Annotated in this window: 10 protein-coding genes; 7 read left to right on the top strand and 3 right to left on the bottom strand. The window is 52.9% G+C overall.

The window, feature by feature from the left end; all coding sequences use genetic code 11:
• Nucleotides 1-32 precede the first annotated feature (32 nt).
• The 6 genes from H7U12_RS15750 (at nt 33) to hemA (ending at nt 6,460) form a co-directional block, all read left to right on the top strand.
• Entirely contained in the window at nt 33-1,580 is a 1,548-nt protein-coding gene (locus H7U12_RS15750; protein WP_241749467.1) for a sensor histidine kinase, read from the top strand.
• 13 nt (nt 1,581-1,593) lie between these two features.
• Nucleotides 1,594-2,043, top strand: coding sequence for a response regulator (locus H7U12_RS15745; RefSeq protein ID WP_186639732.1), 450 nt, complete (start codon nt 1,594-1,596; stop codon nt 2,041-2,043).
• Between the two features lie 25 nt (nt 2,044-2,068).
• Nucleotides 2,069-2,476 (top strand): hypothetical protein, encoded by a 408-nt coding sequence (locus H7U12_RS15740; RefSeq protein WP_186639730.1) that lies wholly within the window; start codon nt 2,069-2,071, stop codon nt 2,474-2,476.
• A gap of 20 nt (nt 2,477-2,496) precedes the next feature.
• Nucleotides 2,497-3,723 (top strand): hybrid sensor histidine kinase/response regulator, encoded by a 1,227-nt coding sequence (locus H7U12_RS15735; protein WP_186639728.1) that lies wholly within the window; start codon nt 2,497-2,499, stop codon nt 3,721-3,723.
• Between the two features lie 2 nt (nt 3,724-3,725).
• The gene (locus tag H7U12_RS15730; protein WP_186639726.1) at nt 3,726-4,787 is read left to right on the top strand and encodes a response regulator; all 1,062 of its coding nucleotides are present in this window, start codon (nt 3,726-3,728) and stop codon (nt 4,785-4,787) included.
• A gap of 404 nt (nt 4,788-5,191) precedes the next feature.
• The gene (gene hemA / locus H7U12_RS15725; RefSeq protein WP_186639724.1) at nt 5,192-6,460 is read left to right on the top strand and encodes a glutamyl-tRNA reductase; all 1,269 of its coding nucleotides are present in this window, start codon (nt 5,192-5,194) and stop codon (nt 6,458-6,460) included.
• Nucleotides 6,461-6,751: 291 nt separating this feature from the next.
• On the opposite strand, the gene H7U12_RS15720 is transcribed toward hemA, so the two are convergent.
• Nucleotides 6,752-7,597 carry a universal stress protein gene (locus H7U12_RS15720; RefSeq protein ID WP_186639722.1) on the bottom strand — a complete coding sequence of 282 codons (846 nt, stop codon included), beginning with the start codon at nt 7,595-7,597 and terminating at the stop codon, nt 6,752-6,754.
• Nucleotides 7,598-7,866: 269 nt separating this feature from the next.
• Entirely contained in the window at nt 7,867-9,333 is a 1,467-nt protein-coding gene (locus H7U12_RS15715) for a M28 family peptidase (RefSeq protein ID WP_186639720.1), read from the bottom strand.
• A gap of 274 nt (nt 9,334-9,607) precedes the next feature.
• Here H7U12_RS15715 and H7U12_RS15710 point away from each other — a divergent pair, with 274 nt between their 5' ends.
• Nucleotides 9,608-11,611 carry a tetratricopeptide repeat-containing sensor histidine kinase gene (locus tag H7U12_RS15710; protein ID WP_186639718.1) on the top strand — a complete coding sequence of 668 codons (2,004 nt, stop codon included), beginning with the start codon at nt 9,608-9,610 and terminating at the stop codon, nt 11,609-11,611.
• A gap of 2 nt (nt 11,612-11,613) precedes the next feature.
• Here the strand turns inward: H7U12_RS15710 and pbpC are convergent, their stop codons facing one another.
• A complete protein-coding gene (pbpC, locus tag H7U12_RS15705; protein ID WP_241749465.1) occupies nt 11,614-13,968 on the bottom strand; it encodes a penicillin-binding protein 1C in 2,355 nt (784 codons plus the stop codon).
• Between the last annotated feature and the right edge of the window lie 64 nt (nt 13,969-14,032).

Raw genomic sequence — 14,032 nt, 5'->3', positions numbered from 1 at the left:
CAATGTGTCTACTTTTATAAAAACATCTTGATTTGGAAGAACTGTTGTCGCCCTCCGCTCCGCACCACCTGGATGACCAGGCCCGTCTGAAAGCCATCATTGACACGGCCATAGACGGTATTATCACCATTGACCAGCGGGGCACCATTGAAACGGTGAACCCTGCCGCCGCCCGCATCTTCGGGTATGAGCCCGCGGAGATCATCGGGCAGAACATCAGAATGCTGATGCCCGAGCCCGACCAGAGCCGCCATGACGGGTACATAGACAATTACAACCGTACCGGCGAGCGGAAGATCATTGGCATTGGCCGCGAGGTGGTGGGCATGCGCAAAGACAAATCAGTGTTCCCGTTTCTGCTGAGTATCTCGGAGGTGAAATTGCAGGACAAGATCATCTTCACGGGCATCATCCATGACATCTCGCAGCAGAAACAAGCTGAGCAGGCCCAGCGCGAGAGCGAAAACAAGATCAACTCCATCATTCAGGCGGCGGTAGACGGCATCATCACCATTGATACCCGTGGGTTCATAGAGATGGTAAACCCCTCGGCGGCCAAGCTGTTTGGCTACCAGGAGGAGGAACTGCTGGGCAAAAACATCAGCCTGCTGATGCCCGAGCCCGACCACAGCCGGCACGACGGGTACATGGACAACTACCACCAGACCGGGCACCGCAAAATCATTGGCATTGGCCGCGAGGTGTCTGGCCTGAAGAAAGACGGCACCGTTTTTCCGCTGTACCTGAGCATCAGTGAAGTCCAACTCACCGACCGCAAGGTGTATACCGGGTTCATCCATGACATTACCCGGCAGAAAGTGAGTGAGGAGCGGTTGCGCCGCTATGCCGCCGAGCTGGAGCGCAGCAACGGGGAGTTGCAGGACTTCGCGTACGTGTCTTCGCATGACTTGCAGGAACCGTTGCGCAAGATCCAGGCCTTCGGGGACCGGCTCAAGACCAAGGAGCAGGCCAATCTTAGCGAGCAGGGGAAGGACTACGTAGACCGCATGCTCAACGCCGCGGTACGCATGCAGAACCTCATCAATGACCTGCTCACCTTCTCCCGCGTCACCACCAAATCAAAGCCGTTTGAGAACGTGGACCTGAACGCCATTCTGGACGGCGTGTTGTCTGATCTGGAAATCACCATTGAGAAAACCGGAACCGTGATTGAGCGCACGCCGCTGCCCACGCTGGAGGCCGAGCCCACCCAGATGCGCCAGTTGTTCCAAAACCTCATCAGCAACGCCATCAAGTTCCGGAAAGACGATACCACGCCGGTGGTGCGCATTGCCAGCCAGAACGTGCAGCGCACGGCGCACCTGACCTCCACACCCGGCGATCAACACGTGTCCATTGAGGTGTCTGACAACGGCATTGGGTTTGATGAGAAGTACCTTGACCGGATTTTTAATATCTTTCAGCGTCTGGAAGGGCAGAAATACGAAGGCTCCGGCATTGGCCTGGCCATTTGCCGCAAAATAGCCATCCGCCACGGCGGCGATATCACCGCCCGCAGCAAACCCGGCGAGGGCACCACCTTCGTCATAACCCTGGCCACCAGACACCTTCAGGAATAAGCCTTAGAACCCTATGAGCCCCAAAAAAAGAACCATTGTCATTCTCATTGCCGACGACGACGCCGAAGACCGCATGCTGGTCAGAGACGCGCTGGAAGAGAATAGATTAACGAACGAGATCCAGTTTGTAGAAAACGGCGAGGAACTAGTTGACTACCTGCACAACCGCGGCAAGTTCACTGACAAAGCTAAGTTTCCCACGCCGGGCCTTATCCTGCTGGACCTGAACATGCCCAAAAAAGACGGCCGCGAGGCTCTGAAGGAAATCAAAGCCGATGAGCACCTGCGCGTCATTCCGGTGGTGGTTTTGACCACGTCCAAAGCCGAGGAAGACATTCTGCGCACCTATGACCTGGGCGTGAGTTCCTTCATCACCAAGCCGGTCACCTTTGCGGCCCTGGTGGATGTCATGAAAACCCTCACCAAGTACTGGTTCGAGATCGTGGAGCTGCCTAAGCCTTAAGGATTTACATTGTTAAAACTCTAAGATGGAAAAACACCCCAATAATTTATTCCCTCTAGAAATATGGGTCTTGGTCATCGTGATTGTAGCCCCTTTATTATTGGTGATTGTTGGGTGTATTGATCAAAAATTGAATGTTGGCATTGAGTTTTTAGTACTCTTTATATTGTTTGGAGCATTCTTCTCCCTACCAGCATTACTGATCTCGTTTTTAAGTTTTAAATTTTTAGTTGCAAGAACAAAGTCCTCCTTCCTTGTTAAGGTTTTGTTTAACCTGGTAGTGATTTTAACAGTTATCACTTATTTCTGGATCATGTCAGGCTCCATGGCATTCATGTTGAGCTTGATTTACTCTGCCAGTGTAGTTCTCTCAACCATGATGATTCCTGTTTTTGGAAACAGGTCTAAAACAATATCCCAGTTGCCGCAGTAAGTGGCAAAAACGTAACCTGTATGGCGGATCAAATAAGAATCTTGTTGGTGGATGACGATGAAGATGACTTCGTGATAACCCGTGACATCATTCAGGATATTCCGGGCCGCCACTACCACCTGGACTGGACAGCCTCCTTCCCCGAGGCGCTCGCCCTCATCCGGGAGAAGAAACACGATGTTTACCTGGTAGACTTTTTCCTGGGCGCGCATGACGGCCTGGAACTGATCACCAAAGCCGTGGAGGAAGGCACCACCGCCCCGTTTATCCTGCTCACCGGCCAAACCGACCGCGAAACCGATGAGAAAGCCATGCGCGCCGGCGCGCAGGATTACCTGGTAAAAGGCACCTTCAACCCGTATGACCTGGAACGGTCCATCCGGTACAGCATTGAGCACGCCAAAAGCCTCACCCAGATTCAGACGCTGAACGCGCAGCTGGAGCAACGGGTGGAAGAAAGAACCCAGGAATTGGCCGAGGCCATTCAGAAACTGGAGAACACCAACCGCATCCTCTACGAGGCGCAACTGGACATTGAGAAAGCGCTGCAGAAGGAAAAAGAACTGAACGAGCTCAAATCTCGGTTCGTGACCACGGCCTCGCATGAGTTCCGCACGCCCTTGAGCACGGTGCTTTCCTCGGCCTCCATCATCGCGCGCTACAAGACCACTGAGGAAGACGACAAGCGCCTGAAGCACGTAGACCGAATTAAATCGGCGGTGCAGAACCTGACGGTCATCCTGAACGATTTCCTGTCCATCAGCCGCATTGAAGAGGGCAAGGTGTACAACATTCCGTCTACCTTTAACCTGGTGGCGTTTGTGAAGGAAAGCGTGGAGGAAATGCAGGCGCTGGTGAAAGAGGGCCAGAAAATCCTCTACCAGCATCAGGGCGAGCAGGAGTTGGTGGAACTGGACAAGCAACTCTTGAAGAACATTCTTATCAACCTATTGTCCAACGCCAGCAAGTACTCCGCCGAAGGCAAAAACGTGCACCTGGCCACCAGCATCACTCCGCAGAAAGTCACCATCACCGTGCAGGACGAAGGCATCGGGATACCGGCGCAGGACCAGACGCATTTGTTTACGCCGTTTTTCCGGGCGCAAAACGCCACCAACATCCAGGGCACCGGTCTGGGCCTCAACATTGTCAAACGATACGTAGAAGTCATGGACGGCACGCTGGAGTACCAGAGCGTGCTGGACAAAGGCACCACGTTTACCATCACTTTCCCGCAAACGCTGTAGCTATGAAAAAAATACTGCTGATAGAAGACAACCAGGAAATCAGGGAGAACACCGCTGAGATTCTCTCGCTCGCCAACTACCAAGTAGTAGAAGCCGAAAACGGAAAAGTAGGCGTGGACCTGGCCCGCAGAGAACAGCCCGACCTCATCATCTGCGACATCATGATGCCCCAGTTAGACGGATACGGCGTGCTGCACCTGCTGAGCAAAAGCCCCGAGACTTCCAGCATTCCGTTTGTGTTCCTGACGGCCAAGTCTGAGAAAGACGATTTCCGGAAAGGCATGAAACTGGGCGCCGATGACTACCTCACCAAACCCTTCGATGACCTGGAACTGCTGGATGCCGTGGAGATGCGCCTCAAGAAAAATGAGATCCTCAAAGCCGAGTTCCAGAAGAACGTGCAGGGCCTGGACGAGTTCATCCAGGAAGCCAAAGGCTACGAAGAACTCAACAGGCTGATTTCTGACGAGCGCCGCGTGACGGTCTTCAAGAAAAAGCACAACCTCTTTCTGGAAGGCAATTTCCCCAACGCCCTGTTTTTCCTGAGCAAAGGCAAGATCAAGACCTACAAAGCCAACGAAGACGGCCGTGAGTACATCACCAACCTCTACAAAGACGGCGACTTCATCGGGTACCTGGATCTGCTGGAGGAAAACGCGTACCGCGAGTCTGCCATGGCGCTGGAAGATTCTGAGGTGTACCTGATTCCGAAGGAGGACTTTTTCACGCTCCTGCACCAGAACCGCGACGTGGCCAACAAGTTCATCAAAATCCTCTCCGATAACCTAGCCGACCGCGAAGACCGCCTCCTGAAACTGGCCTACAACTCGGTGCGCAAGCGCGTGGCCGAAGCCTTGCTTCTGGTGGAGAAACAGTACCAGCAGGAGGGGAACAGCATCACCGAGATGTCCATTTCCCGCGAAGACCTGGCCAGCATTGTGGGCGCCTCCAAGGAAACCGTCATCCGCACCCTCGCCGACTTCAAAGACGAGAAACTCATTGACACCCGCGGAAGCAAAATCTTCATCCTCAACTCCCAGAAACTCGCCAAAATGCGGAACTAAGGAGTGAGTGAGTGAGTGAGTGAGTGAGTGAGTGAGTGAGTGAGTGAGTGAGTGAGTGAGTGGCGTTTTAGGGCTGTTTAGTGAAAACGAAGTTAAAAACTCGCCACCATTATTTTCCTGCCGCAAGTTTTTAACTTGTGGCTACCATGATGGAAGTTTATAACTTCCGTCATTATAAAACCTGAGACATCCGCAGGTTGCAAACTTGCGTCAAAGTAGCTCCAAGTTAGAAACTTGAAGCATAGTTATCTTAGCCTGTCCTGCTTTAGGCCTGTTTTCATTAAAACAGGCCTAAAGCAGGACAGGCTAAGCGCCAGACTGACAAATCCTTTCCCCTAAACTGACAATCATCATGTTTTAAGCACTGCTTCCTGCTGAAATTTGCAGTGGAATTAAACATGACCATGCAGACATCTTTCAAAGCCCTCACTCTTTCTTACAAGCACGCCCCTATTGCGGTGCGGGAGGCGGTTGCCTTAAACGAGATTGGATGCCGGAACCTGTTGGATAAAATTAAGGATTTCACGCAGGCGCAGGATGTACTGGTGCTTTCCACCTGTAACCGCACCGAGGTGTATTACGCTTCTGAGCATGATTATTCCAAAGAGATCATCAAACTCATTGCCCTGGAGAAAGGCTTTATCGCTACCACCGAGATTGCCCCTTACTTCAAACACCTTACCCGGGAGCAAGAAGCCGTGCAGCACTTATTTCAGGTTGCGCTCGGGCTGGAGTCGCAAGTGGTGGGGGACATGCAGATCATGAACCAAGTGAAGAACGCCTACCAGTGGGCTTCTGATGCCAACATGGTGGGGCCATATCTGCACCGCTTGCTGCACACCATTTTCTTCACGAACAAGCGCGTGGTGAACGAAACCGCGTTCAAAGACGGAGCCGCTTCCGTGTCCTACGCCACCGTTGAACTGGTAGAGGAACTCACCAAAAACGTAGAGAACCCCAAGGTATTGATGCTGGGCGTAGGCGAGATTGGCGCCAACGTCTGCGATAACTTCCAGAAATCCACCGTCCGGAACATCACCATCGCCAACCGTACCCACCACAAAGCCGTGGAACTGGCCCAGAAGTGCAATGCCCAGGCCATCTACTGGGAAAACGTGTGGGAAGCCATGGCATCCGCCGATGTGGTGATCTCCTCCGTGCCCGGCGACTGCTTCTTCATCAGTAAAGAGGTAGTGGAGCGCATGGGCGAGCAGAAACCGCATTTCTTTGTAGACCTTTCCATGCCCCGCAGCATTGACAGTGCCCTGGCAGAGCTGGAGAATACCCACGTGTACAACGTAGACAATATCAAGAACCGCGCAACCGAAGCCCTGGAAACAAGATTGGCCGCCATTCCGGCGGTACACCAAATCGTGACCGAAGCCATGGCTGAGTTCCAGACCTGGACCCGTGAGATGAGCATGTCGCCGGCGCTGCAGCAGTTCAAAAACCGGTTAGAGGAAATCCGGCAGCGCGAGTTGGCCCGCTATGTGAAACAACTCAGCGGCCCGGAGCAGGAACTGGTGGAGACCATCACCAAAAACATCCTGAACAAGATCGTGAAAATGCCCGCCCTGGAACTGAAAGCCGCCTGCCAGCGCGGCGAGTCAGAAGCGCTGATTGAAGGGTTGAGTGCTTTGTTTAACCTGGAGAAATCGGCTGAGTTGGTCTAAGACCTCCCCGGAGTGTTCTGCTTTTCAGAAAACCTTGAAGGTTCAGTGGGTTGAATTTTTGCAAGGCATCACCTTATATTCCAGATTACATACGTACATCCTTTTATCTAAGCTTTGATTCGTTAAGCAACACGCAAGTACATTGCATTACAAAAACAGAGAGCCTGGCAAACCGCCGGGCTCTCTCGTTTTAAGGGTATTTTTACAAAACAGGCGCTTTTCTGGCGCAGGTAGACACTGTAGTTTCAGATGTAGATACTTTTTAGAAAAGCAGTGCGAAAACGGATGAACTTATACCCTGATTTTCTTCGCGTGAACCAGCAGGAATGGCAGTTGCAGGTCGTTTTTCTGTTCGGTTCCTAACCGGAACAGATGTTCCCAGGCATCAGGGGTGTGGGCGCCCATCACCAGCATATCGGCGCGGTGGGTGCGGCAGAACTGCGTGATACCATCGCAAACCGAGGCGTTCACTTCCACGTGGTGGCTTACGCGTTGGTAGGTAATGCGCTTGCTCATTCTCTCCAGTTCTTCCAGCGAGAACTGACGGGCGGTAGCATCGTCCTTGGTCAATACGTGTACCAAATGCAGCTGCGCCCCGAAGTAGTTGACCAGTTTCAGAACCAAATTCATATCAGCGGGGCAAAAACCCCGCAGGTCAGTAGCTACCACAATTCTCCGCAGCGGTTTGAAGGAGACTTTGCCGGGAACCATGAGCACCGGGCAGGCCACCTGCTGCACCACCTGATCGGCCAGGGAATGATCCGCTATGTTTTCGGCTTCCTCGGTGCCCAAGACCACCAGATCCACTTTTTCCTCCTGCGCTAAGTGCGCTATTTTCTGGTGCGTTTCGCCGTAGCGTATTCTGGTTTCATAGGATACCGATCCGCCCCACCCGTTTTCTTCCTCATCTTCTCTAATCCCTTTCAACTTGGAGAGTTTCTTTACTTTCCGCTTGATTTCTTCTTTGGTGGGATACCCCGCCTCGTGGCCCATAGCCTCTGAGGAAGTAGAAACCGGCTCCGGGATGTTGTGGAATAAGAGCACATGAGAGTTGATGCGCTGCGCAATTTCATCGGCGTAGTGGATCGCGTTCTTCGAGCTCTTGGAAAAATCGGTCGGGCATAGTATCGTGGTCATACGGAATAGAATATTATTTATTTGCAGACGTAAGTTCAACCTTAATAAGTTCCGCCGGAATGACTTATATCATTATTAAGTCTGACTTAAATAAAATAAATGCTAGAACAGATGATACCTTAGAAGTTTGAAGTACTATCACTATGTTTTAAGAGTGCAAAAAAAAGCTCTGTTTTTAGGCTCGTTTTCACAAAACGAGCCTAAAAACAGAGCCGTGCAGCAGCCAAGAACGGAGTTATGTTATAAAGTAACTGGGATGCCTATCTGTTTTAATCCTTCCAGCGCCACTCCCCGGCTATTTTCAAGGGTTCTTTGAGGTTGTTCTTCAGCAGGAACGCTTTGGTTTGTTCATCAGTAAGGGGTTTGGCCGGAATTGTGGTGGCATCGGCGAGGCCGTACAGGAGCATGCTGCTGAACCGCACGGTATTCTTCAATTCCTGTTCGTTTACCAGGGCGAAGGAGTCACAGTCGGCGTGGTAGCAGTCACCGGCGCTGGCCGGCAGTTTTCCGCCCGATGAGCCTCCGGTGGGTATTCCGTGCAACATGAACGGCTGGTGGTCTGAGTGCAGACCCGCGCGCGAACTGAAACTGTTCTTGAAAGTAGTATCAATCTTGGCCGCAATGGCCCCGATGGACTGGAACAGTTCCCGGCAGGACTCCTGGCTGGCGTTGTAGCCTTTGGGGTCGTTGGTCATGTCATAGTTGAGCATGAAGGACAGTTGGTTCACGCTCTTGTTTTTGAGCGCTTCCTCTAAATAGGCCTCAGAACCCAGCAGACCTTCTTCCTCGCCCATGAACATCACAAACTCGATGGTGCGTTTGGGGCGTAGTTTCAGCGTCTGGAACGTACGGGCCATGTCCATCACTGAGAACGACCCGATGCCGTTGTCAATAGCGCCCGAGGCCAGATCCCAGCTGTCCAGGTGTCCGCCTACCACCACTTTTTCGTTGGGCAGCTCCGCCCCTTTGAGCGTGGCGATGACGTTACGTGCCTTGATTTTTCCTGAGTTATTCGTCATGTCGATCTTCGCGCTCAAGGCACCTTTCTGCAGCTGTTCCTTCAACTGCATGCCGTCTTCGCGGCCAATGCACACCGCCGGGATGGAGATGAGTTTGCCAGTGACTGAAGCGGTGCCGGTGAGCAAGGTGCCTCCCGCCACGGTGTTGATGATGATGATGCCTTTGGCCCCGTTGTTGATGGCCAGCGCTGTTTTCTCAGAGCGGTGCAAGCTGCGGGTGCCTTCCGGCGAGCCGGGTAAAACCCCTAAATACACCAGCGCAATCTTGCCTTTCACGGCGTTGGGCTTGGCCGCGTAATCCACTTCCAGACCATTTCCCATGTCCACTACCTGCCCGGTGAGGTTGGCTTTCACCGGCGAGTGCGCCAGCGAAACGGATTTTATATTTTTTAACTGTTTGGCATCTGGCCCCACCTGTAAGGCCAGCGTGCCACGGCTCCAGCTTTCCACCTCAAACGGCTGGTAACGCACCTCAGAAAAGCCATAAGATTTGAAAAGGTTATAGGCAAACTCCTCGGCCTTCTTCCCGTTCTCGGAGCCCGTCATGCGGTGACCAATGGTTTCTGAGGCCGTTTTCAACGAACTGTAAGCTTTTGAGTTGGTTTGCACCTCGGAGTTGATCTTCTGGAAAACCTCCGGCCAGGCTTTGTTTTCCTGCGCCTTCGCCTGCCCCGCGAGCAAGGCGGCCATAAGGCCCAGCGTAAAATACTTTTTCATGAACACGAGTTTGGTAGAATACTTTCAGCCGATAAGATACTGATTGAAGACCAGAAGACCAATGTACTTGCAAACCGCCGTGGGCAACGAAGCGCGTTTTAGAGCAGTTTTCGGGAAAACGGTCCCTAAACGGAATCGTCATGTTTCGAGATGAAAGTGAAGCGATTGTGAAAATATTTAGATAAATTGAATCTATACGAGACAGGCATTGTCCTTTCCTATATATTTCAACAGCCGCAGCTGTAACAGGCCCAACGCTGATTTTTATATCTGTATGAGGTTTCTCTTGATACTAGTGCTCCTGCTGCCGGGGCGTCTGTTTGCGCAACAGAACCAAGTGGAGGAGTTAAAGCAGCGATTGGCCGCTGCCTCCAGCGATACTGCCCGGGTGAACATTGGCTGTGCCCTCAGCCGCGAATACATGCTCTCTGATGTACTCAAGGCCATGCAACAAGCCCGATCCTCCCAGGAACTAGCCAAAAAAGCGAAGTACCTGAAAGGGGAAGCGGAAGCCATCGGGCTGATTGGCCACGGACACCTGGTCTTGGGCGAGTTTGACAAAGCCTTTCCCTATTTCTACACTTCCCTCCGGATTGCCAGTCAGCTGAAAGACACCACTTTGCTGGTAACCACCTACAACAATCTGGGCGTTCTCTGTTACAGAACCAAAGACGAGAAGCGCGCCCTGCAGAACTACCACCTGGCGCAGTCTCTTGCTCTTAAAACCAATAACCAGAACGGCTTAGGCAGAGTCTACAACAACCTGGGCAATATCTATGAGACCAGGAAAGACTTCGCTACCGCTCTCACCTATTATCAGAAAGCCACGAATATCCATCGGCAGTCCGGTAACCGGAAAAGCTACGGCGTTGGGTTGGCCAACATCGGGATCGCCCATAATTTCATGGGCAAACCGGCCCAGGGCTTGCCCTATCTACAAGAGGCTCTTCAGATAGACGAGGAACTAGGCAACAACATGAACAAAACCGTGACGCTGGGCGGCATCGCCAATATCTACCAGAGCTTGAAACAGCCCCAGAGAGCCCTGCACTATGCGCGGCAAAGTTATGAGGTGGCGGTGGGCACGGTTTCCAGCAAGAAGATCATGGCCGCGGCCCAGCGGCTCGCCGATCTTTACGCATCGGTGAAAGATTTTGAGAACGCGTACAAGTACCAGACCATTTTCACCCAGGAAGATCTGAAGCTAAACCTGGATCAGCAGAACCGCAAAGCCGCCGAGATCATCTCCAAATTTGAGAACAGCCAGCAGGAGCTGGAGAATATCAAGCTGAAAGCCCAACAACGCATTCAGGCCCTGGACATCGCGCAGCAGCAGAAGACCATGTGGTTTGAAGGCGCCATCCTGCTTTTGCTTCTGCTGTTGGTCATCGGGCTTTACCTGAGCAAGCAGAAGTTCAAGAACCTCTCACGGCAGCTACAGGAAGCCACTTCGCTCTTGCTCCAGAAAAACCAGGAAATCACTGCCCAGAAAGAGGAAATCACCAAACAGGCCGCTATCCTGGAAAGCAACAATGCGCAGTTAGACCGCCACAACAGCTTTAAAAGCAAAGTGTTCTCCATTGTCTCCCATGACCTGCGGTCGCCGTTCAATTCCATCCAGGGAATTCTACAGTTGGTGCAGAACCGTTCCCTCAGCGAAGGCGAAGTGAAGCGCTTTTTTGCTTTACTGGGCAAGAACATGGAAGTAGTGGTGAAGATGATGGACAACCTGTTGTTCTGGTCGAAGGCCCAGATGCAGGGTTCCAGCCTGGAGTTGCACCCAGTGCGCCTACATGACATGGTCAATGAAACGTTGCACGTACTGGAAGCGCAGGCTTCGGCCAAAGAGGTACGGCTGTTCAATGGGGTTAATCAACAACTCACCATCAACACCGACAAAGAACGCCTCTCCTTTGTCTTACGGAACATGGTCGCCAATGCCATTAAGTTCAGTTTTGCGGGTGGGGAGGTGACGTTGGAAGCCCACGAACAGGAGAAGGGCATTTCCTTCGTGGTTACTGACGCCGGGAAAGGAATCTCGGAATCCAACCTGGCCAAACTGTTTTCCGGCAAGCGGTTCACGACTCCCGGCACCGCCCTTGAACAGGGCACTGGCTTGGGCCTGTTGCTGAGCAAAGAATTGGTGGAGAGCCTGAACGGCAAGATCACGGTAGAAAGCGTGCAGAACCAAGGCAGTACTTTCACCATTTACCTGCCGTGCACAGTCCGGCAAGAAGATGCTGAAGTGGTGCTGGAAGAGGAACTGGAAACGTCGTAAGCTTAGTCTAGGAACCGGACGGTGACATAGCTGTCCGTGTTGCGGCCCTGATCATCCAGGCAGGAGATCTTGAGTTTGCCGGCGTGCTCGGGCTCAAAGAAAACGGGTGCATTACCACGCGAGGCGCTCAGGAATTGGTCGTTGACGTACCAGTACACTTTTTTGACTTCGTTGTGCGGGTTGCACTGCAGCATCAGTTTCTGGTGATCTGCTTTCTCCAACAGGTATTCCATGCCCGCCGTGGGCGACGAAATAAGCGGAGCATATTCCTGGAAAATGCGGCTACAAGCAGGATTATGCGGCGGCAGGCTGACGTAGGGCAAATGCTGCGAAACAAAATACGTGAGAATTTCCGGGGAGTGGTTGGGGTACCATTGCAGCTGATAATCCCCTTCGGGCAGACAACTGGTGCAGTAGGCAAACTTACCGTCTAAGGAAACCGGCACTTTCTTTAAGTGCGTGCACTTTGTAGCCGGAGAAATACCAGGCAAATAGGTGTCCGTCACCAGATCCTGGCAGAAACTATTGCCGGGTAAGCCGCTCGCTACGCACACGCTGCGGGTCCCGATGCTGACCGGGGGAGCAAACCAGTGGTTGGGACTGTTGTAATCAATGGTGTTGAAGATGGAGAACAGGAGCGGTGTGGCGGTATCGGTGCCGTTCAGTTCGGGAACTCCTTCGCCGGAGAAATTGCCTACCCACAAGCCCACGGTATACTTCTGATTGTAGCCAATGCTCCAGGCGTCTTTGCGTCCGTACGAGGTTCCCGTTTTCCAGGCGATTTTCGGTAAATGGGCACTATTCACCGCATTGTGCGGCAGATCGGGGCGTTGGAGCTGGGTCAGGATCTGGTTCACCATAAACGCCGCTCCCGGTGACAAGAGTTGCTTTGCGGCCGAAAGGCTGTCTTGCTGCAACCAGCGCACGGGAACATATTTCCCCTGTCGGGCGAAGGAGGCATACAGGGCGGTCAGTTCTTCCAGTTTCACGCCGCAGCCTCCCAGAATCAATGACAAACCCAGCTGGTCGCCGTTCTTCTTCATTTGCGAGAACTCGGCCTGTTTCATTTTCTGCACAAAGCTGCCGACCCCAATCCGGTCCAGCAGTTTCACCGCCGGGACATTCAGCGAAGTGGCCAGGGCTTGCTCCACGGTGATGTTGCCGCTGTACGTGCCAAAATAGTTCTCGGGTCGATAGCCTGCATAATCAATGGGTACGTCTGAAATGGTGGATTTAGGCGTGATCAGTCCTTGTTCAAAAGCCGAGGCGTACAGCAACGGTTTCAAGGTGCTGCCCGGCGACCGGACGGCCCGCACGCCGTCCACCTGTCCGCCGTGCAGGGCATCGGAGAAATCGGCGGAGCCGAGGTAGGCTTCCACGGCATTGGTTTGGTTGTTGATCACCAGTACGGCGGTGTTGTGGATGTTACGGTACTTGAGCTGCTGAAGGTAATTATAAGCCAGTTGCTCCACCTTTTCCTGCACCGCCAGATTGAGGGTAGTTCGGATGATGGCCTCCTGTGGGTGCTGCCGGTACATGCGGTACGCGAAGTGCGGGGCTATCTTGGGGGCATCGAGCCGTTGGGCGTTCAACGGCTCCTGCAGCGCGTCTTCCAACGCCTCCTTCGGGAAAGCCTCCTGCCGGGCGAAGTACTGCAGCCACTTGTTTCTGAACGCCACTATTTTCTGGTTCTGCCAACCGATGCGGAGCGATGAGGGTTTGTTTGGTATAACCGTCAATGCCACCGCCTGCGCCAAACTGAGCTGCCTGGGCGACTGCTGAAAATACAGCAACGAGGCTGCTTTCACGCCTTCAATGTTGCCGCCGTACGGTACCAGGTTCAGGTAGAGCTGCAGAATCTCGTCTTTGCTGTAGCGCCATTCCAGTTGCAGCGCCCGGAACATCTCGGTGAGTTTATGCCAGTACGTCCGCTCGTTGGGGTACAGCAAACGGGCTACCTGCATGGTGATGGTAGACGCCCCCGAGGTGGTTTTCCCCTGAACCAGGTTCTTTCCCAAAGCCCTCAGCATGGCTACCGGGTTTACGCCGGGATGAAAATAGAAGTACTTATCTTCCTTGAGCAAAACCGCTTTCTGGAGTACCGGACTGATTTCATCGGGTTCCAGTTGCATCCGCCACTTATCGTCTTTGCTCAGGTAGGAGTGGAGAATGGTACCGTCGGCCGCGGTGATGACGGGCGAGTAGGAGAGGTTCACTTCGAGAGGAAAGAGCAAGTTCAACAGCAGGAAGCAGACGAAAACCGCCACCAGACCAACTCCCCCAAAGCGCAGCCAAGCCATGCCTTTGCAGGGTTGGCGCGGGTGCTGGGATGTGGGAAGCAATCTGGTGAGCAGCATTCTTTCTCTAAATGTATTTAGGTAAACCTTTGTCTTCTGCTGTTTTAAGCCGATTTTCTGAAAA

Origin of the sequence: Rufibacter sediminis, from assembly GCF_014269285.1 — a bacterium.
GTDB classification, from domain to species: Bacteria; Bacteroidota; Bacteroidia; order Cytophagales; family Hymenobacteraceae; genus Nibribacter; species Nibribacter sediminis.
This window is presented reverse-complemented; position numbering and strand designations above follow the sequence as displayed.

Coding starts and splice junctions, on each gene's coding strand:
- H7U12_RS15735 (WP_186639728.1), top strand. CDS start 2,497: ATGGCGGATCAAATAAGAATCTTGTTGGTGGATGACGATGAAGATGAC.
- H7U12_RS15740 (WP_186639730.1), top strand. CDS start 2,069: ATGGAAAAACACCCCAATAATTTATTCCCTCTAGAAATATGGGTCTTG.
- hemA (WP_186639724.1), top strand. CDS start 5,192: ATGCAGACATCTTTCAAAGCCCTCACTCTTTCTTACAAGCACGCCCCT.
- H7U12_RS15745 (WP_186639732.1), top strand. CDS start 1,594: ATGAGCCCCAAAAAAAGAACCATTGTCATTCTCATTGCCGACGACGAC.
- pbpC (WP_241749465.1), bottom strand. CDS start 13,968: ATGCTGCTCACCAGATTGCTTCCCACATCCCAGCACCCGCGCCAACCC.
- H7U12_RS15715 (WP_186639720.1), bottom strand. CDS start 9,333: ATGAAAAAGTATTTTACGCTGGGCCTTATGGCCGCCTTGCTCGCGGGG.
- H7U12_RS15730 (WP_186639726.1), top strand. CDS start 3,726: ATGAAAAAAATACTGCTGATAGAAGACAACCAGGAAATCAGGGAGAAC.
- H7U12_RS15710 (WP_186639718.1), top strand. CDS start 9,608: ATGAGGTTTCTCTTGATACTAGTGCTCCTGCTGCCGGGGCGTCTGTTT.
- H7U12_RS15720 (WP_186639722.1), bottom strand. CDS start 7,597: ATGACCACGATACTATGCCCGACCGATTTTTCCAAGAGCTCGAAGAAC.